Genomic DNA, 19,873 nt, shown 5'->3' with positions numbered 1-19,873 from the left:
TTCTGTACCCATGGTAAAAAATGAAGGCCCCCGATTTCTCGGAGGCCTTGCCTGTTCTAGTAGCGGGGACTGGACTCGAACCAGCGACCTTCGGGTTATGAGCCCGACGAGCTACCTACTGCTCTACCCCGCGGTTTATATTTTAATGTTGCCTACGGTTGCAACTGTACTTCAATTTTTCAAAGCGAGGAGCCCGGCGAGCGGACCCTGTGCTGAGCGTTGCCGAAGCATACTGCTCTACCCCGCGATGTGGACGGCAAATATACAACGCTTTTCGGGTCATTTCCAAACTAAATTCAATATTCCTAAAATCATTGCGGCCAATCCAACCTAAAATCCATAAATTCGACTTTTTGACTTTATGGAAGCCATCAATAAATTCATATCCTCCATGCTGCCCTACACGGAGTGGCCCATGTTCATCTTGCTCATTGGGGGCGGACTTTTTCTTGCATTTTACTCTAAGTTTATTCCTTTTCGGTATTTCGGCCATGCCATTGCCGTGGTTTCTGGTAAATATGACGACAAAAATGCCAAGGGAGACGTAAGTTCTTTTCAAGCCCTTTCCGCAGCAGTTGCCGCAACAGTCGGATTGGGAAATATTTCTGGCGTAGCGATTGCCATTCATGACGGTGGGCCCGGTGTGGTATTTTGGATTTGGATGACGGCGCTTCTAGGGATGGGCATCAAGTTTTATTCGGGAAGTCTGGCCATTATGTTTCGTGCAACCGACTCAGATGGAAAACTGCAAGGAGGGCCAATGTTCTATATCACCCAAGGCATGGGAAAATGGGCCAAGCCCATGGCCATATTTTTTAGTATTTGTGGTCTTTTCGGATTTTTAGGCGTCTTCACCGCCAACCAATTTACAGAAGCCTTTATGGGTGTTGTGGAACCGCATGAAACACTTTTGGTGACCAGTGAATTCAACTGGAAATTGGGCATTGGTTTCTTTTTGGCCATTGTTACCTCCATTGTAATTTTTGGTGGACTCTCAAAAATAGCCAAGGTGGCATCGGCAATAGTGCCATTTATGGTCGGAGTTTATTTGCTGGCAGTATTGTTTGTGATGATAAACAATGCCTCCGAAGTGCTTCCGGCCTTAAAAATGATTTTGGTCGAGGCTTGGAATTTTGATACCGTAGTTACTGGCGGATTTTGGGGTCTTGTGATCATTGGGGTGCGAAGGGCCATGTTCTCCAACGAAGCTGGTCTGGGTAGTGCACCCATGTACCATGGTCAATCCCGGAATGATGAACCAACCAAGGAAGGATTGGTGGCCATGTTGGGGCCTTTTATCGACACCATAATGGTATGCACTTTTACCGCTGTGGTCATTATTTTGAGCGGTGCTTATCTTGAAGACGGTAGCGGTATTACCATGACCATGTCCGCTTTTGAGAAAACCCTCTTTGGCTTTGGCGATACCCTTTTAATGGTTATTGTTACGGCTTTTGCCCTGTCCACCCTGTTTACCTATTCGTATTATGGGGTAAAGAGTCTTTCCTTCTTGACCACACCAAAAATTGGCAAATGGTACAATGTTTTCTTCGTAATCATGATTATTTTTGCAGCGGTAGCTTCACTACAGTTGGTGAAGAATCTTATTGACCTTTCATATGCCCTTATGGTGATTCCCAATATGATAGCAGTATTATATTTATCACCAAAAGTAAACGAAGCTTCAAAAAAATATCTTCAAAAAATAAAAAAAGGTGGCACATAAAGCAGGTTTTGTAAATATTATTGGAAATCCCAACGTGGGTAAATCCACCTTGATGAACGCCTTTGTGGGTGAAAAACTTTCCATTATCACATCCAAGGCACAGACCACCCGTCACCGAATTTTGGGAATTGTCAACGGGGATGATTTTCAGGTGATTCTTTCTGATACACCAGGCATTATAAAACCGGCCTATGAGCTTCAGACGTCCATGATGGATTTTGTAAAATCCGCTTTTGAGGATGCCGATGTGTTGCTTTATATGGTTGAAATTGGTGAGAAGGCATTGAAGGACGAAGCTTTTTTTAAAAAAATTCAGAACAGCAAAATTCCTGTTTTACTCCTATTGAATAAGATTGATACTTCGGACCAAGAAACCTTGGAAGCACAAATGCAACACTGGCAAAGCTTGTTGCCCAAGGCAGAAATCCATCCCATTTCAGCATTGGAAAATTTCAATGTAAAGGAAGTTTTTGAACGAATTTTGGAATTGCTTCCAGAGGCTCCTCCGTACTATCCCAAGGATCAACTCACCGATAAACCCGAACGCTTTTTTGTCAATGAGACCATCCGCGAGAAAATATTACTGCACTATAAAAAGGAAATCCCATATTCCGTTGAGGTGGAGACCGAAGAATTTTTGGAAGATGACGACATCATCCGAATCCGGTCCGTGATCATGGTGGAACGTGATACCCAAAAAGGCATCATCATCGGGCATAAAGGGAGTGCGTTAAAAAGAGTAGGGGTTGAATCCAGAAAAGACTTGGAAAAATTCTTTGACAAACAGGTCCACATCGAATTGTATGTGAAGGTCAATAAAAACTGGCGGAGCAATTCGCAACAACTTCGGAGATTTGGGTACAACGGTTAAATGTTACCCCCGTTGAAATCCTGAAATTTTTTGTCGGATAAACGTTTTTAACTGTTCCATTTGAGGTTTCCCCTTGGCCCTTCCCATACGACCAAAGGCGTAAAGAGCGAACCAAATCACGGTTAAAAAGAACATGCCCACCAACCAGAAGGTCACATCTTTGCCCAAAGAATGGTTGGAATAGGCAAAAATGCCCAAAATAACAAAAAGGGTGCCCACCCCAAAATGCAAGAACATAAAAAAGGTCCAAAGCGTTGGGTTGGGACCAAAAACTCCATGGATTTTGGTAATACCTTCTTCAAACGAGGTAAGTTCTAAATGCAGTTGAGGTGACCAAAAGGTAATTTCAGAGTTTCTGAACTTAATATAAATGTGTTCATCCAACCGTTTGACCACAAAAGATTCTTCCTCCGTTTGGTCAAAAATTGTTTTTAAATGGTCAATATCGGTTTTTAGGGCAACCTGAAATCGGGGCCGCAATACAATTTCGTTGGTGAAATCGCTCATAACATATTGAAATAGATGAAAAAAGGTATCATTTTTTCTTCATAATAAATGGTACTTTTGCCAAAAAATAAGGCAGATGGGAGCTATTGTGGCCATTGTGGGGAGACCCAATGTAGGAAAGTCTACGTTTTTTAATCGATTGATTCAGCGCCGAGAGGCCATCGTGGACGCCGTGAGCGGTGTTACCCGTGATCGTCACTATGGAAAAAGCGACTGGAACGGCAAGGAATTTTCTTTGATTGATACCGGTGGCTATGTCTTGGGGAGCGATGACGTTTTTGAAAAAGAAATCGATAAGCAGGTAGAATTGGCCATTGATGAGGCGGATGCCATCATTTTTATGGTAGATGTGGAATCTGGGGTCACCGGAATGGACGAGGACGTGGCCAAGCTGCTCAGAAAGGTGGACAAGCCCGTTTTTTTGGCCGTGAACAAAGTGGATAACGCCCAGCGAATGGCAGATGCCGTTGAATTTTATGCTTTGGGGCTGGGCGAATACTTCACATTATCCAGTATCAATGGAAGCGGAACTGGGGAACTGCTGGATGCCTTGGTCAAAGTGCTTCCAGAAAAAACCGAAGAAGAGAGTGAACTCCCACGCTTTGCTGTAGTGGGTCGACCCAACGCTGGAAAATCGTCCTTTATCAATGCCTTGATTGGGAAGGACCGATACATTGTCACCGATATTGCTGGAACCACCCGTGACAGTATCGATACCAAATACAATCAATTTGGATTTGAATTCAATTTGGTGGATACGGCAGGAATCCGACGGAAATCCAAGGTCAAGGAAGATTTGGAATTTTACTCCGTAATGCGTTCCGTGCGTGCCATTGAGCATTGCGATGTCTGTATTTTGATGTTAGATGCGACCCGTGGTTTTGATGGACAGGTGGAAAATATTTTTTGGTTGGCCCAGCGCAACAATAAAGGTATTGTGATTCTGGTGAACAAATGGGATTTGGTGGAAAAGGAAACCAATTCGGTAAAAGAGTATACGACCAAGATAAAAGAAGCCATTTCGCCTTTTGAGGATGTCCCCATTCTTTTTATTTCGGTATTGAACAAGCAACGTATTTTCAAGGCGATAGAAACTGCTGTGGAGGTCTATAAAAACCGTTCAAAGAAAATCGTGACCCGAAAATTGAACGATGTCATGTTGCCCATTATTGAGCATACCCCACCTCCGGCGTATAAGGGAAAATATGTGAAAATCAAGTTTTGCACCCAACTGCCAACGCCTTATCCGCAGTTTGCCTTTTTCTGCAATTTGCCCCAATACGTCCGTGACCCGTACAAGCGTTTCTTGGAAAACAAACTCCGGGAGCATTTTGATTTTACTGGAGTGCCCATCACTATTTTTATGCGGAAGAAGTAACATTAATTTGATTGCAAAAAGTCAAATACAAAAGCAATGAAAAATAAGCTTCCCGGACTATTTCTTCTGGTTTTATTGGTTGGATGCAATAACAAAAAAATATCTCATCAAGAAACCGTAACTAGATATTATGATGCTTTTGATTCATCCAATTACAATGAAATAAAAGCTCTAATAAATGATAGTATTACGATGCTCTCTGGAGATTATGCTACATCCTATAACCACGAAAGTTTCTATGAATTTTTTAAATGGGATTCAATATTTAAACCAACTTATGAGGTACTTGAATTAGAAGAAAAGAACAATGATATTATTGTGACTGTTGCCCAAGATAATATTCGTAATGAGTATTTGAAGAACAACCCTTTGGTCTATAAGGTCAAAGTATCCTTTGATTCAGGAAAAATCTCAAAGACGGAGGATTTGGATTACATTGATGTTGATTGGGAGGCTTGGAGCCAAGAAAGAGACTCCTTGGTTAGTTGGATAAGGGATAATTATCCTGATCTGGACGGCTTTGTAGATGATATGACAATGGATGGCTCAATAAATTATATAAAAGCCATTGAAAAATACACCACATATAAAAGCTCTTTAGAAAGAGTTAAATTAAACGATTAATCCCCCGAAGCCTGTCTTACCTCCATCTGTTGCTGCATACGGTTTCCTTCACTATCCACCACCGTCAAAGTATATTCCCCGGGTTGAATGTCCAACAAGAGTTCATGGAAATTTTCGGTTTTGCCGACATAAGTTTCATCCAAATACCAATACACCACGACGTCTGATTGTTGATGGGCCAATTTTAAAATGACATCTGAGGTGGTGGTGCCCAAATCCTTGGGAAGGAGCACGGCTTGATTTTTTTTCGGATAGAGAAACTCCATACGCTGGTTTTCCAAGGAGGAACATCCTTGCAAATAGGGTGGTAATGGTTTGTAATTGGGATTGGAAGTAGCATAATAGTATTCCAAAACGGGAGGTAGCATAAACCAGTTTTTGGCCACCATATTTTCCAACGGATAGCAATCAGAATTCACCCTGAATTTTTCCGAAGCATCCAAAAACATTTGGTGATGATAGGGGCAAGGCCCGCCTCGGGTGCCGTGGGTGGGGACAAGCTCTTTTTTCGTTTCATCACAATATACGGAAGCTCGATAGCCGCTTTCAGTACAAACCTCCACTTCCACCAAATCATCAAAAGGTTCTTGGAACCATCCGCTGTGGGGCAGCGCATCCAACACATCAAAAAGCAGGGGAGCGGCGGCGGTAATTCCCGTTAGTCCTGGTCTTCCTTCACCATCCGCATTTCCAGCCCAGACGCCAATGGCGTATTTTGGGGTGACCCCTACGGCCCAAGCATCCTTAAACCCAAAACTGGTCCCTGTTTTCCAAGCAATGGGCTGGGAGGAATCAAAAAAGTGCCAATTCTCATCCCCTTCAGGGCGGTTGACCTCGTACATGGCTTGAAACGTGCTGTAAATGGCCCCAGCTCCCAAAACAGTGGGGTTAAACTGTTGCTCGCCAAAATCAATAGTTTGGTTAGCGAGATAGGCGGGTGTGACAAACTCATTTGGGTAATAGGTGCTGGAATTTTCCGCAAAATGGTTCAAGGTCGAAGCAAGCGAAGCATAGGTCTGCGTCATTTCCCAAAGGGAACTTTCCGCTCCTCCAAGAATGAGGGAGAGACCATAGTAGGAAGAAGGTTTGTTCAAAGATTCCAAATTCATTTTGTGCAGCTTGTTGTAGAATTTTTGGAGGCCGTATTCCCGTAGTAATCGTACCGCAGGAACATTCAACGAACGGGAGAGCGCTCTGCTCACAGGTACGGCACCCACATGTTTTTTGTCAAAATTTTGTGGATTGTACCCATTGATGACGGTGGGGACGTCTTCCACCAAACTATGAGGTAATACTTGGCCTTCATCCAACAAGGAGGCAAACAAAAAAGGCTTCAGCGTGCTCCCTGTACTTCGATTTTTGGTGATGATATCCACATAATTGCCATGTGCTTTCCCCGAAGGGGAATTTCCCACATAACCCAACACTTTTCGAGATTCCACATCCAAGACCAAAATGGCCAAGTTGTGGATTTCATTGCTTTTCAACTGTTGATAATGGCGTTCCGCCAACAGATTGAGTTGTTGCTGCAACGGTCTTTGAATAGAAGTGGTGATACGCTCACCCGGATGTTCAATTCGAATACGTTCCGTAAGGTGCGGGGCAACATCGGGCAGTGGGAAGGGCTTTTGGGGAAGCGGTTCGGCCACCGCCAATTCATACGCAGTTTGGTCCAGGGTACCCTTATCCCATAATTTTTTTAGTAGCCGATTTCGTTTTTCCAAGAATTCTTGTTCGTTACGTCCGGGGAAAATCAATGCAGGGGCATTGGGCAAAACGGCCAATGCGGCGGATTGCCCCCAACTTAGTTCGTGGGCGGGAATCCCAAAATAGCGCCAAGCAGCGGTTTCCAGCCCCACTACATTACCACCGTAGGGCGTATGGGACGCATACAGATTCAGAATTTCTTCTTTGGAATGACGTAATTCGAGACGAGTGGCCATAAAAATCTCGATACACTTTTCCCAATAGGTGCGACTTTGATTTTTTCGGCTAAGACGAATAACCTGTTGGGTGATGGTGCTCCCACCTCTTCGAGTCTCTTTGGTAAGATTATGCCCAATGGCCTTGATGATGGAGACAGGGTTGAAGCCGGGATGTTGATAAAAATATTCATCCTCAAACAACAAAATGCATTGCTCAAATCGGTGTGGGATTGAATCCAGTTGTGGAAATCGCCATTGCCCATCATTGGCAATCCGTGCTCCAATCAAGCTACCGTCGGACGCATTCACTACGGTCGACTTAGGGTCTTCAAACAGATTTTTGGGCAGACAGAACAACCACAAAACCAAAACAAGGGTTAACACGCCCAACTTGATTTTGTGCTTGGCGACTATCTTTTTTACTGGCGACCAAAAATCTTTCATTCACACCCTATCACATCACTGTACTACTTTAATCCAATTTCCTTTGTTCCGCGCTTGATAGTTGTTGTCATACATGGCTTCAACCTGTGCTCCGGGCAAATAGTAATCGCCCAAGAAGGAGGCATTCAACTTAATGGTGAAGGTCTTGGATTTTCTCGCACCAAGGTCAAAATACAGATGGGTACGGTCATCCCGAGTATCTACATAATCGGCCTTGGACGCATTGGGATTATCGCCATCTGTATACGAAGTATCCACAATCTCCCATCCACTGGGAACAATATGGGTCAAAGCCAAGTTATCCACATAATCATTGGAACTGTTAAAGACCGTGATCTGCGCTTGCATCTCGGTTCCTTGTCGTAATTCATTTATATTGATGGAATTTCCAATGGCATCTAAATAGGCCACGGAGAGGTTCAAGTTTTGCTGTTGGGCCAATTCCTCACCCACGGGTAATTTCCCAGTCTGCGTTAAGGTGGCATAAATGGTATTGCCTTGCTTATTGCTCACCTGAATCTCCTCTTTAAAAGATGAAATAGTAATGCTTCGTTGCGCAATGGCTCTATCCGTTTTTACCGAGACTTCCTTGCCATTGTTGGTAAAGGTCAAATCGATGGATTTACCCCCATTTTTCTGCACCATTTTTGCCATGGACAGGAGGGCAAAAGCAGTTTCTTGGGTGCTGTACCAACTCTGGGAAGATAGGTTTTTAGCCAATGAAATGGCCAGTTCCCGTTGTTGAGCATCACCAAGAATGATCATGGTTTCTAACGCCATGGCCCTGTTTCGGAATACGGAACCATAAGTTCTATAATCGTAATTGTTGGGCGTAAAATTGATGTTTGCTTTTTGCGCAATCGCATGGGCCACTTCTTTTTTACCGACCAAGGCGTAGGCCGCGGCCAATCGCCATTTGGCCTCATTGCTTAAGTTTTTGGATTCCCGAAGTCGGTTCATGGCCGCCAACTCGGGTTGTTGTGCCAAGGCCAAAGTATACAAACGATAGGCCTGCGCAATATCATTGTTGTAACTGGTAGCGGCATTGCTCCATTGTCGTGCGGCATTTTTCTGGTATTGCAGCCAGTTGCTCAAGAAAGTCAATGGCAGTTGATATCCTTGCTGTTTGGCTTCCAACATAAAATGACCGGCATAGGAGGTTCCCCAATCATCGGCACCGCCATAGCCGGGCCAATAGCTCAATCCACCACTTGGGGTTTGAAAATCACCCAGTCTACGGATGGCGGCTTTTACATTCTCCTCGATTTTCTTTTTCCGTTCAAAGGTGATGTCGAGCACATCTCCCAAAAACAACTGCGGAAATGCTGCGGAAGTAGTCTGTTCCACACATCCGTGAGGATAACGCAACAAATAATCCAATCGCTTGGAAAAATCCATAGGCGGAAGGGTAGAAAATTCAATAAAGGCTTCATTGGTGCCAGAAGTTCCAAAAGTTTCAAAGGGAATGGTTTGGGAGCCGTTGGCCTCAATGGTGTACAATTCGCTTCTTGTGGTGATTGGGTTGGGGTTTTCCACATCAATTTCGGTTTCACTACTGGCACTTTCACCAGCTCCTGACGCGGTCACTTTTATGGTTTGAAATGAAGCAGCCGGATTGACCTTAAATTCAAAATTTACAATTTGTTCCCCCACCGCATTGAACGTTATGTTTCTGGAGGTTTCACCAAGAGGCTCCAAAGCCTTGCCCGCATTTATGGAAACCTTCACGTTTTTCACTTTGGGCTCCATGGCAAAAACCGTCACGGGAATGGTCACGGTTTCCCCAGGCGAAAGTTTTCTTGGAATGGAAGTCAGTACCATTAAGGGTTTCCGCACCGGAGTGGTCTTTTCGGTATTGCCGTAGGCACTGTTCTGGTTACCGGCCACTACCATGGTACGAACCGAGCCCACATAATTGGGCATGTTTATGGTATGTGATACTTTTTCACCGGGTTTCAACGTGAATGGACCTAAATAGGTGACCACCGGCTTAAACCGTTGTGCTTTTCGGTTTTTGGCACCAGCACCGATACCACCGCCACCAATCGCGTAAATATTGTCCACACTGATGGAATAGGCGCCCATGACGTCATCAAAAATATCGAAGGTCTTTACCCCGAGTGCTTGCCGCGCATAAAAGGAGCTGTGAATATCTGGAGTTTGGAAACGGGTCAAATCCAATAATCCTTCATCCACCACGGCCAAGGAATAGGTCATTGGTTTTTTATGGGCTTCAGAAACGGTGACCTTAAACGATTTTTCAGGCTCCAGTACGGTTGGCATAGAAAGTTGGGGTTCCAAGAAAGTGGCAGGGTCTTCAACCAAAAGGGGAACCACACCATACAATCGAATGGGTAAATCGTTGGCCACTTGTCCATGCGGTTGCAACAATGAAATATTAATGTAGGCATTTGGTGCCATCTGAGCTGTAATGGGAATAGTGGCCTTTGTCTCTTTAGCTGAAGTCTCAATCCATTGTTGGGACAATACTTCGGTTCCATTTTCTATACTGATTAGTGCACGACCGCCTCGGTCTGAAGGAAAGGTGACAATAGCTTCTTCACCCAACTTATACTTTTCCTTATCGGCTGAGAAAATCAGTATTTTGGAGCTTTCAGCATCGTTGGAGGCTGGTCTCCTCCACCAGTTTCGATAAAAATAGGCAGTACGACCCGTAGCGTGACCAGAAACTTCATCCATTACCCGGATTAAGAATCGTCCCCCTTCCTCATCGGGGACATTAATATTGAAATTAGCTTTACCATCGGCTCCCGTAGTAATGCTCATTTCCTTGAACGGGCGGTGCACGGTGGCATTTTCGTATCGGGAGAGATTGTCGTAACCCCTGTTCCACCACCATCGCCATTCAATTTTAAACACCTGAACTTTTAATTTTCGGTTGCCGGATGGATTTCCTTGGGCATCCACACTGACCACATCAAAAGAAGTATTTTCATCGGTCAAGAAAGAACCATATTGTTTGGCTTCGGGCGATTTTAATCCGACAAAATGAGTAAAGGGAGCCAAATTTTTGGAAAATACATCGATGGAAAAATCGCCACCACCTTCAAAAACCTTGGTGGTAAATGTAGCCTGAAGCATTCCAGGGGCATTACCATTCATATTGATTTTTTCATTAATGTTTAAAACCCCATTGGCATCCAATTTAGAGGAAATCCACTGTAATTCAGTCTCGTTGAAACTGCGCACAGGATCTTGAAAGACGTAGTCTTTGAATTTTGGAAAAGCAGTTGCTATTTGTTTGAGGGTGGCATTGATATCGATTTTAAGATTGCGGGCCGGGGCACCATGCAACCATTGTACTGTAGCTTTCCCTCGATTGTTGGAATTAGCGGTCAATACGTCATCATCAAACGAAAAGTCGACTTTTAAGCGATTGGGTTTTACGGTTGCGATTTTTAAACTTTTATTGAATTGGGCACCGCCTACCACAATTTTGGCATTCCACGTTCCGGTTGGGGAATTGGATTGGGTGGGAACTGGGAAATAATAGAATTTTTCCTCTTTTTTGGCATACAAACCATCAGCTACGGGCAGGGTTCCCTCCGTAAGTACATTGCGTTGTACCAATTTGCCACGGGCATCGGTTACCTCCAACGTTACGGGATGTCCTTGCGGAAGTGGATTTGCAGAATCGTCCAAAACAAAAGTCAGGTGGGCCACATCACCAGGTCGGTGAACACCTCTTTCGGTATAGATAAAGCCTTGAAGTCCACTTTGCAGTTCTTCCCCAGAAACATCAAACTTGCTTAGGGAAAGGGCATTGCCATCCATTAATTTGGCATAGGCAAAATTATTTTCCTTTTGGGCCGCAGCAAAAGCAACGGTTTTTTCTCCATCATAGACGGCAAAACCGGAGGCGTCTGTGGTTACCTCTCCCAATAATTGTTGTTGGTAATTATATAGTTTGATATTGGTGTTGGCCTCAGGTTTGGTTGTCAATAGGTTGGTGGCCGCAAAATGATAGGATCGGTTGTTCCCTTTCTTGGCGATGAGCCCCAAATCACTACCCAATAGATTGGTATAGGCGATACGAGTGTCGTTGTAATAAGCGGAATGGCATGGATTGTCACGCTCATTCCAATTATAGTTATAGTTTCGCCAATAATAGATTTCATTGTCCCAATAACGTTCTTCCAATGCTTCATCACTGGAATTTTCTGAGGCATAGTCAATTGATGTTTCTTCGATGGCTTCGGAATCACCACAATTGTAGGTAGTATGTTCTTTTTTAAAGCTGAACTCGACCCGGTACAGTGATCCTGGATGAATTTTGATCAACTCAGAAAGGTCTAGGGCATGGGCTTTCCAGTAGCTGGAATTTTCTTCCCCCGTTTCAGATAGTGGAATGATTTTGTAGGCCACCCTTCGCCCCACGGGTCGTAAATCGGATAAATATTCCGTACCAAAATTATTATTTTGAAGGTATTGCAACATATTATTTTCGTAAACCTGAATGACCCGAACTTCCACGGCGGAGAGGTTCACGGTTTCAAAATAAATGGGAGTGGATGCTGCATTTGGTAAAATGGTCCCTTTGGAAATCAATCGGACATTGGGTTTTAACTGTTCAAAGGAAACCAGCTCTGAGAAGGTTTCGCTCAGGGTGAATCCATATTCACTTTTGATGCCTTCAAAGGCATTCACCCGAACTTCCCCCAAAATACGGTTGGAAGGGTAGACCTTAAGCACATTACCATCAATTTCATAGCGAAGGCTTTCGGCATTTTCAATGGTCACCAACCCATTCAGGTTTTGATTCTGCTGCAAGGGTTCAGAAAAGTTTAAGGTCAAAACAGCATTGGGTGCGGATGTGCTCGTTGCATCCACAATCACAAATTTATTCAGTCCGGGAATGGGATAGGTTTCCGAACCTTTATTATCAATACCCAAGTCATTTCCATTCCAATTAATGGTAAGCTCGCTATCATCTGTTTTACGGGAAATACTATCTATTTTGAAACTGTAGTATTGAGCATTATCAGAGGTGTTGTCCCATTTCACAGCTACCTTCTTGCCTCCCTGCTGTACTTCGAGTACATCATTTATTTTAGAAGCATCCAAAATATCCGAAGCATCCAGGGTGCCTGTCAAATATTGCCATTCCCTACTGTAGGATTGAAGATTACCCAAATTGATCTTAAAGTTGGGCGTAATGGTCTTAAAACTGAAGGTGTATTTTCTAAACTCACTCTCGATGTCCTCCATGAGTTTGTTCAAGGAAAGGGTAACTACATATTCCGTATCGGGTTTCAAGTATTCCGAAGGTTGAAAGGTGAGTTCCCTTCCATTTTCAATTATGAGTGTCCCCTCAATACTTGGTGAAATTTTGAGGTATTCTTCGGGAAGTTCTTGATTCACTTCATATTGCGTCAATTGTTGTGCCAGAACAATTTTTATGATAGCGGAAATGCTTTGGTTGCCATGGGTATGGTAACTTATGTAATCTTTGAATTTGAACAGGTTGTCTGTCTCGCTTTGACCCGTTTTCTTCTTACAGGATACAGTAAAAATCAGTAGTAAAACAATAGAAATTCTGAAAAGCCTTGACATGCCAAAAAGGGAATTAATTAGATACTAAATTTAGCCAAAACCAAGATAGGTAAAAATAGATAGGGGCAATGTCTTGTTTTACGGATGGTACTTTAGGATTTACGGATAAACACTAAAGATGGATTAAGTCTTGGGAAATCTTTATGATTTTTAAGACTCTGGAATATGTAAGGTAATATGGAGCGGAAGATGGCCAGGTTCAATTAGCTCATGCGGGTATGCGCTTATATCAACGTCCTCTATTAAAGTGTAGGGGCCACAACACCCTTCCTTTGCCTGAAAAGCGGTATCAAAATCAATGGTAAAAGGGTTTCCTCCTTCAAAATTTATGGTGAAGGACTTTTGACCATATGTTTCAATTGAAACTGGAATAACGAGAAACATGCCTGAATCTGTTCTTTCTTGCAGGGTAAATGGCACTTCTTCATTTTCTTCATCCACAATCTCAATGGTTGTTGAATCTATGCTTTCATTGTCCAATAAGTTTTCTTCACTGGTCTCACCTACGAAGTTGAGGTAAATGTCATTAAATCCTGATGCACAAAGGACAGCCGCACAATTTGGGTCTATTTTATCATCAGAATCATTGCAGGAAGAGAAAATCAAAATAAGTAGGGCAAGTGCAGATTTCCTGATCATAGGTATAGCTTTTCCCCAAAGATGCAGAAAAAAGGCAGGAGTTGCTTTTCTCATCTTAGGATGGGATCACCACCCCCCCGATGCGCCGCCACCGCCAAAGCCACCGCCGCCAAAGCCACCGCTGAATCCACCCCCGCCACCGAATCCGCCACTTCCAAAACCACCGGAAGAACCGGAGCTGCGGCCCATATTGCTTAAGATGATCATGTCCCAAATGTCTAAACCTCTACCATGGCGTCCACCGCCTTTGCCACCGCCTCTGTTTTTTCGACTCCAAAGAATAATCATGATCACAATAAAAATGATGAAGGGAAACAGTGCTCTGAATGGAAACCTTTGGTCGTTGCCAAAGGTGCGGTCTTCCTTAAATTCCCCATTCAAAACTTGAAAAATGGCATCAGCGCCTTTGTCCAATCCGCTATAATAATCCCCTTTCTTAAATTCTGGGATGATAACGGATTCAATAATGCGTTTGGACATAAAATCGGTAAGGGTGCCTTCCGTGCCATATCCCGTGTTGATGGCAATCCGTCTATCATCCCTGGCCAAAAGAACAAGTACCCCATTGTCTTTATCTGCCTGGCCTATACCCCATTTCTGACCCCATTGCGCACCCAAATAATTGATGTTTTCTCCTTCTGTGGAGCTGATGATGGCGATTACAATCTGGGTTGAGGTGCTATCCGAATATCGAATCAACTTTTGCTCAAGGGACCTACTTTGCGAAGAAGACAGCAGGTTTACATAATCATAAACACTGGTCTGTTTTTGGGGCTTTTCAGCTATGGTGAATTGCCCCCAGCTTAGGGAAACACATAAAAAAGCAAGTACAAAAAGGCTAGCCTTTGGATATAGCATCGGTCAACTCATTGGTGTCATTATGGTCCCATGGAAAATGGGATTCCAGTTCCTTTCCAGCCATCAAGATGCCTTCAACAATACCTTGTTTAAACTGTCCTTTTTTAAAGTGGGAGGCCATGACATCCTTGGTGGTGTCCCAAAAACCTTTGGGAACTGCGCGGTCTATACCACTATCCCCATAGATTACAAATTTTTTATCATCCACGGCAACATAGATCAACACGCCATTGCCTTCCTTGGTATTGTCCATTTTTAAAAAATGGAACAACTGTTGGGCCCTGCTAAAATGATCAATTTTTGAGGTTCCCTCGATATGCACGCGGATTTCCCCCGTGGTGTTTTTTTCAGCCTCCAATATGGCATCGATGATTTCTTGTTCTTCATCGGCCGTTAAAAATTCCTCTACATGCGACATGTCTAATCGAAGTCAAAATTTACATCAGGGGCATTTTCTGCGCCGGGGTCAGCTTGGTAACGTGGCATTTCTTCAAAACCAAACCACCCTGCCAATATTTTGCCGGGAAATTTTGTGGTGTGTATATCGTAGATATTTACTTTTTCATTGTACCTGTCCCTAGCTACATTGATTCGGTTTTCGGTACCTTCCAATTGGGATTGTAATTCCAAGAAATTCTGGTTGGCCTTAAGCTCGGGATACCGCTCCACCGTTACCAAAAGTCGGGAAAGCGCAGAAGAAAGTCCGGTTTGGGCCTGTTGAAATTCGGCCAATTGTTCAGCGGTAAGGTTGTTGGCATCTATGGTTGTTGATGTGGCCTTGGCTCGAGCCTCAATGACATCGGTCAGAGTACCTCTTTCAAAATCGGCTGCCCCTTGCACGGTCTTGACCAAGTTTCCAATAAGATCGTTTCTTCGTTGATAGGTACTTTCCACATTGGCCCAAGCGGTTTTGGCATCGGCCTCATATTGTACAGCGGTGTTGTTGAATCCCACGGCCCATTGGTAGAGACCAAAGACTATGACAACAACAATTATTAAGGGAATTAACCATTTTTTCATTTTCTATGGTTTTAGTGTTTCTGATTATAGTTGTTCCTTGATTTTCAATAGTTCGGCTTTCACCTTTTGGAGTTTCTGAACGACCTCAAAGGTAGAAAGTGTCTTTTGTTTTTCTTCCTTTAGATGGATTTTGGCGCCCTCAAGCGTAAACCCCCGTTCCTTTACCAAATGATAGATCAATTGTAGGTTGTGGATATCTTGCGGGGTGAATTTTCGATTGCCCTTTGCATTTTTTTTGGGTTGGAGCACATCAAACTCTTTTTCCCAAAACCGAATCAGGGAAGTGTTCACTCCAAAGGCCTTGGCTACTTCGCCAATGCCATAGTACCGTTTTTCGGGAAGATCTACATGCATTAATCCAGGGATTGGTTCTCTTGGTTGGCCAATTTGAGCATGTTGTCAAACTCTTCAGCCGTTAAACTTCCATAGTAGAAGTTAATGGGGTTGATGCGTTCCCCGTCCTTAAATACCTCGTAGTGCACGTGTGGTGCCTCAGAACGACCGGTACTGCCAACAAAGCCAATCAAGTCTCCTCTTTTCACCTTTTGGCCTACGGTAACATTATACTTGCTCATGTGGCCATACAACGAGAGGTAGCCATAGCCATGATCTATGCGCACGTGTTTTCCATAACCTGATGATCTATTATCGGCACGCGTAACCTTTCCATCACCTGTGGCATAAATGGGAGTACCCCTCGGAGCAGTGAAATCCATGCCCCAGTGCATTTTTCGTGCTTTGGTAAAAGGATCGGACCGCCATCCATAACCAGATGCCATTCGGGTAAGGTCTTCATTGCTTATGGGTTGAATGGCCGGAATGGAAGCCAAGAGCTTTTCTTTTTCCTCCGCCAGTTTGGCAATCTCATCCAAGGATTTGGATTGGATTACCATCTGTTTTTGAATGATGTCCAATCGCTTAGTGGTGTTTATAATAATTTCTGAATTGTTGAAACCTTCCAAGGATTTGTACCGGTTGATTCCCCCAAAACCGGCCCTACGCTGTTCTTCTGGAATGGGATTGGCCTCAAAGTACAAACGATAGATATTGTTGTCACGCTCCTCAATATTGGCCAAGACCTGCTCCATCTGCTCCATTTTTCTGGTCAGGATGTCGTATTGGAGTTCATAGTTTCGTACTTCGCGCTCCAAAGAAAGTTCCTTGGGGGTATTTACCCATTTTGTGTTCAGCAGGATAATCAGACCAAGAAAACCAAACAAGGCCGAACCCACGAGAAATAGAAAGAGATTCCGGTATCTTTTGGATTTCTTCGGCTCAATTTTCCGATAGGAAAGTGTATCCGGGTCGTAATAGTACTTAACTTTAGACATGAAGGGATTTTATCCTATTTTTGCTCACCTGTTTGCCAACAGGCAGGCTCTTTTTATCAAAACAAGCAAATATAAAAATTGTTTTGTTTAAAGTGTTAAATTTAAGAAAACCCTAGGAATTCAATGACATCCCAAGAAGTTAGAACCCAATTTTTAAACTTTTTTAAAGAAAAAAACCATAAAATAGTGCCATCGGCGCCAATGGTAATGAAAAATGACCCCACTTTGATGTTCACCAACGCTGGGATGAATCAGTTTAAGGAGTTTTTCTTGGGTAATTCCGTTCCAAAATCCAAAAGGGTCACCGATACCCAAAAATGTCTTCGGGTAAGCGGTAAGCACAACGATTTGGAAGAAGTTGGGAAAGATACCTACCATCACACGATGTTTGAGATGTTGGGGAACTGGAGTTTTGGGGATTATTTTAAAAAGGAGGCCATCCAGTGGGCGTGGGAACTGTTGACCGAGGTATACAAAATAGACAAGGAGAATCTTTACGTTTCGGTTTTTGAAGGGAGCGAGGATGATAAACTGGATATGGACCAAGAAGCGTACAACTTGTGGAAAGCCATTGTTCCCGAGGACCGCATCATTATGGGAAACAAAAAGGACAATTTTTGGGAAATGGGCGATCAAGGTCCCTGTGGTCCCTGTTCTGAAATCCATGTGGACCTTCGTTCCAAGGAAGAGAAGGCCAAAGTGCCCGGAGCCTCTCTGGTGAACCAAGACGACCCGCTTGTGGTGGAAATCTGGAATTTGGTCTTTATCCAATACAACCGAAAGGCGAATGGGTCATTGGAAGACCTTCCCGAAAAACACATTGATACCGGCATGGGCTTTGAGCGTTTGTGCATGGCGTTGCAAGGAGTTAAGTCCAACTACGATACCGATGTTTTTACCCCTTTGATTCGGGAGATTGAGACCATCACAGGACATAAATATGGAAAAACCGAAGAGGCAGATATTGCCATTCGCGTAGTTGCAGATCATGTACGTGCTGTGGCCTTTGCCATTGCTGATGGACAATTGCCGAGCAACACGGGTGCTGGTTACGTTATCCGTAGGATATTGCGCCGCGCCATTCGGTATGGATTTACGTTTTTGGATACCAAAAAACCATTTATTTATAGATTGGTAAAGGTGTTGAGTGAAAGTATGGGAAAAGCCTTTCCCGAACTGCCTAAGCACCATCAATTGATTGAAAATGTCATCAAGGAGGAGGAAAACTCATTTTTGAAAACTATTGAGTTTGGAATGAATGAACTTCAAGCTCAAATAAATACTATTAAGTTGATGAAAGATAATCCTAATGTGATTCATAGAACACATGAGGATATGGTCTCTGGAGGAATGGCTTTTTATCTTTATGATACTTGCGGTTTTCCGCTAGATTTAACTCAATTAATAGCCGAAGAACAAGGTCTTAAAGTAAATATTGAAGGTTTCGAGGAGCTTATGGAACAACAAAAAGCTCGTTCCAGAGCTGCTTCGGAAGTATCTAAAGACGATTGGACTATCATTTCAGCATCAGATGACGGGTATGAGATAGAATTTGTAGGTTACGACCAATTAGAGCTTGATAAAACGAGGATAATAAAGTATAGAAAAGTTTCATCAAAAAAAGATGGTGAGTTATACCAAATTGTTCTTACCCATACCCCTTTCTATCCAGAAGGAGGAGGGCAAGTAGGGGATAAAGGATATTTGGAGACTGAAGATGGCGATGTTATCTATATTATAGATACTAAAAAGGAAAACAATCAGATTGTACATTTTGCAAAAAGTTTACCGAAGAATCCTAATAAGTTTTTAAAAGCAGTCGTCGACAAAGAACAACGCTTCCATACAGCTTGTAACCATACCGCAACGCACTTGTTGCATCAAGCCCTTCGGGAAATATTGGGATTCCATGTGGAACAAAAAGGGTCTGCTGTGCATGCCAAACATTTACGGTTTGACTTTTCCCATTTCTCCAAATTATCGGTAGAGGAACTCCGCGAAGTGGAAAATTTTGTCAATGCTCGGATTGAAGGGCAACTTCCTTTGCAGGAAAATAGAAATATTCCCATCAATGAAGCGATGGAACAAGGAGCCATGGCGCTTTTTGGTGAAAAATATGGGGATACCGTCCGTACCGTTCGTTTTGGGCAGTCCATTGAACTCTGTGGAGGAACACATGTAAAGAACACGGCGGATATCTGGCACTTTAAGATTGTTTCGGAAGGTGCTGTAGCTGCCGGAATCCGAAGGATTGAGGCAATCACCTCAGAAGCTGCCAAGGAGTTTTTCTTTAAAAACAACCGAATGCTTTATGAAATCAAGGACTTGTTGAATACCTCCCAAGATCCTGTGAAAGCTGTGGCGAGTTTGCAGGAGGAGAACAGTGCTTTGAAAAAACAAGTGGAGCAATTGCTGAAAGACAAGGCGAAAGGACTAAAAAATGAGTTAATTGCCGAATTGAAGGACATCAACGGGATAAAATTCTTGGCCAAAAAAGTGGACTTGGATGCAGGAGGCATCAAGGATTTGGCCTTTGAAATGGGAGGTCAGGTTGACGATTTGTTCTTGTTGTTGGCATCTGAAAACGAAGGAAAAGCCATATTGTCGTGTTACATTTCCAAGGACTTGGCGTCCAACAAGGGATTGAACGCCGGAAACATCGTTCGGGAATTGGGCAAACACATTCAAGGTGGTGGGGGTGGACAACCTTTCTTTGCCACCGCGGGAGGTAAAAATCCCAGTGGCATACCAGCTGCCTTGGCCAATGCCGAAGAGATTGTTCTGGCAACAACCTAACGTATGAGATTCTTCAACATAAAAGAGTTCAACTGGAAGTATGTCTTCGGGGAGATATTCCTTTTGTTTGTGGGCATCAATCTGGCTATTTGGTTCAATGATTGAAATGCCTCCAAAACCATTCAGAAGAACAAGGAAATCGCTCTGGAAAAAATCGAGGAGGAAATCAAGGCTAATCTG

General features: G+C 43.5%; 15 protein-coding genes and 1 tRNA gene. 6 read left to right on the top strand and 10 right to left on the bottom strand.

Features of this window, described 5'->3' with window-relative positions; all coding sequences use genetic code 11:
• Positions 1–60: 60 nt before the first annotated feature.
• Positions 61–133, bottom strand: a tRNA-Met gene (locus FG28_RS03715).
• On the opposite strand from FG28_RS03715, the gene FG28_RS20565 reads away from it, so the two are divergent.
• The 3 genes from FG28_RS20565 to era are packed head-to-tail and all read left to right on the top strand — an operon-like array spanning position 98 to position 2,597.
• Entirely contained in the window at positions 98–334 is a 237-nt protein-coding gene (locus FG28_RS20565) for a hypothetical protein (protein WP_156102196.1), read from the top strand. The two genes, FG28_RS03715 and FG28_RS20565, sit on opposite strands and share 36 nt — an antisense overlap.
• Positions 335–361: 27 nt before the next feature.
• A complete protein-coding gene (locus FG28_RS03710; RefSeq protein WP_036380098.1) occupies positions 362–1,726 on the top strand; it encodes a sodium:alanine symporter family protein in 1,365 nt (454 codons plus the stop codon).
• Positions 1,716–2,597, top strand: a complete 882-nt coding sequence (gene era, locus FG28_RS03705) for a GTPase Era (RefSeq protein WP_036380095.1) — start codon at positions 1,716–1,718, stop codon at positions 2,595–2,597. Before FG28_RS03710 ends, era begins: the two co-directional genes overlap by 11 nt.
• 3 nt (positions 2,598–2,600) lie before the next feature.
• Here era and FG28_RS03700 read toward each other — a convergent pair whose 3' ends face one another.
• The gene (locus FG28_RS03700; protein WP_036380093.1) at positions 2,601–3,104 is read right to left on the bottom strand and encodes a hypothetical protein; all 504 of its coding nucleotides are present in this window, start codon (positions 3,102–3,104) and stop codon (positions 2,601–2,603) included.
• 76 nt (positions 3,105–3,180) lie between these two features.
• Between FG28_RS03700 and der the strand changes: the two genes are divergently transcribed.
• Together der and FG28_RS03690 are read left to right on the top strand one after the other, a co-directional pair.
• On the top strand, positions 3,181–4,482 hold the full coding sequence (gene der, locus FG28_RS03695) for a ribosome biogenesis GTPase Der (RefSeq protein WP_036380092.1): 1,302 nt from the start codon (positions 3,181–3,183) through the stop codon (positions 4,480–4,482).
• Positions 4,483–4,518: 36 nt separating this feature from the next.
• A complete protein-coding gene (locus FG28_RS03690) occupies positions 4,519–5,106 on the top strand; it encodes a hypothetical protein (RefSeq protein WP_051947170.1) in 588 nt (195 codons plus the stop codon).
• Here FG28_RS03690 and pbpC read toward each other — a convergent pair.
• The 8 genes from pbpC to FG28_RS03650 all read right to left on the bottom strand — a co-directional run bounded on the left by pbpC (position 5,103) and on the right by FG28_RS03650 (position 16,897).
• Positions 5,103–7,475 carry a penicillin-binding protein 1C gene (gene pbpC / locus FG28_RS03685; protein WP_036380090.1) on the bottom strand — a complete coding sequence of 791 codons (2,373 nt, stop codon included), beginning with the start codon at positions 7,473–7,475 and terminating at the stop codon, positions 5,103–5,105. The two genes, FG28_RS03690 and pbpC, sit on opposite strands and share 4 nt — an antisense overlap.
• 15 nt (positions 7,476–7,490) lie before the next feature.
• Entirely contained in the window at positions 7,491–13,049 is a 5,559-nt protein-coding gene (locus FG28_RS03680; RefSeq protein ID WP_036380088.1) for an alpha-2-macroglobulin, read from the bottom strand.
• A gap of 150 nt (positions 13,050–13,199) precedes the next feature.
• Positions 13,200–13,688: a hypothetical protein gene (locus FG28_RS03675; protein WP_036380086.1), complete on the bottom strand. Its 489-nt coding sequence runs from the start codon at positions 13,686–13,688 to the stop codon at positions 13,200–13,202.
• Positions 13,689–13,754: 66 nt separating this feature from the next.
• The gene (locus FG28_RS03670) at positions 13,755–14,546 is read right to left on the bottom strand and encodes a YgcG family protein (protein ID WP_036380084.1); all 792 of its coding nucleotides are present in this window, start codon (positions 14,544–14,546) and stop codon (positions 13,755–13,757) included.
• Positions 14,527–14,964, bottom strand: coding sequence for a TPM domain-containing protein (locus FG28_RS03665; RefSeq protein ID WP_036380082.1), 438 nt, complete (start codon positions 14,962–14,964; stop codon positions 14,527–14,529). Before FG28_RS03665 ends, FG28_RS03670 begins: the two co-directional genes overlap by 20 nt.
• A 2-nt stretch (positions 14,965–14,966) precedes the next feature.
• The gene (locus FG28_RS03660; RefSeq protein ID WP_036380080.1) at positions 14,967–15,566 is read right to left on the bottom strand and encodes a LemA family protein; all 600 of its coding nucleotides are present in this window, start codon (positions 15,564–15,566) and stop codon (positions 14,967–14,969) included.
• Positions 15,567–15,590: 24 nt separating this feature from the next.
• The gene (locus FG28_RS03655) at positions 15,591–15,920 is read right to left on the bottom strand and encodes a MerR family transcriptional regulator (protein ID WP_036380078.1); all 330 of its coding nucleotides are present in this window, start codon (positions 15,918–15,920) and stop codon (positions 15,591–15,593) included.
• Entirely contained in the window at positions 15,920–16,897 is a 978-nt protein-coding gene (locus tag FG28_RS03650; protein WP_036380075.1) for a M23 family metallopeptidase, read from the bottom strand. The genes FG28_RS03655 and FG28_RS03650 overlap by 1 nt, the downstream gene beginning before the upstream one ends.
• Positions 16,898–17,020: 123 nt before the next feature.
• Here FG28_RS03650 and alaS point away from each other — a divergent pair, with 123 nt between their 5' ends.
• Positions 17,021–19,693, top strand: a complete 2,673-nt coding sequence (alaS, locus tag FG28_RS03645; RefSeq protein WP_036380073.1) for an alanine--tRNA ligase — start codon at positions 17,021–17,023, stop codon at positions 19,691–19,693.
• Positions 19,694–19,873: the final 180 nt, after the last annotated feature.

Source organism: Muricauda sp. MAR_2010_75 (genome assembly GCF_000745185.1).
In the GTDB taxonomy this organism is placed as follows: domain Bacteria; phylum Bacteroidota; class Bacteroidia; order Flavobacteriales; family Flavobacteriaceae; genus Flagellimonas.
This window is presented reverse-complemented; position numbering and strand designations above follow the sequence as displayed.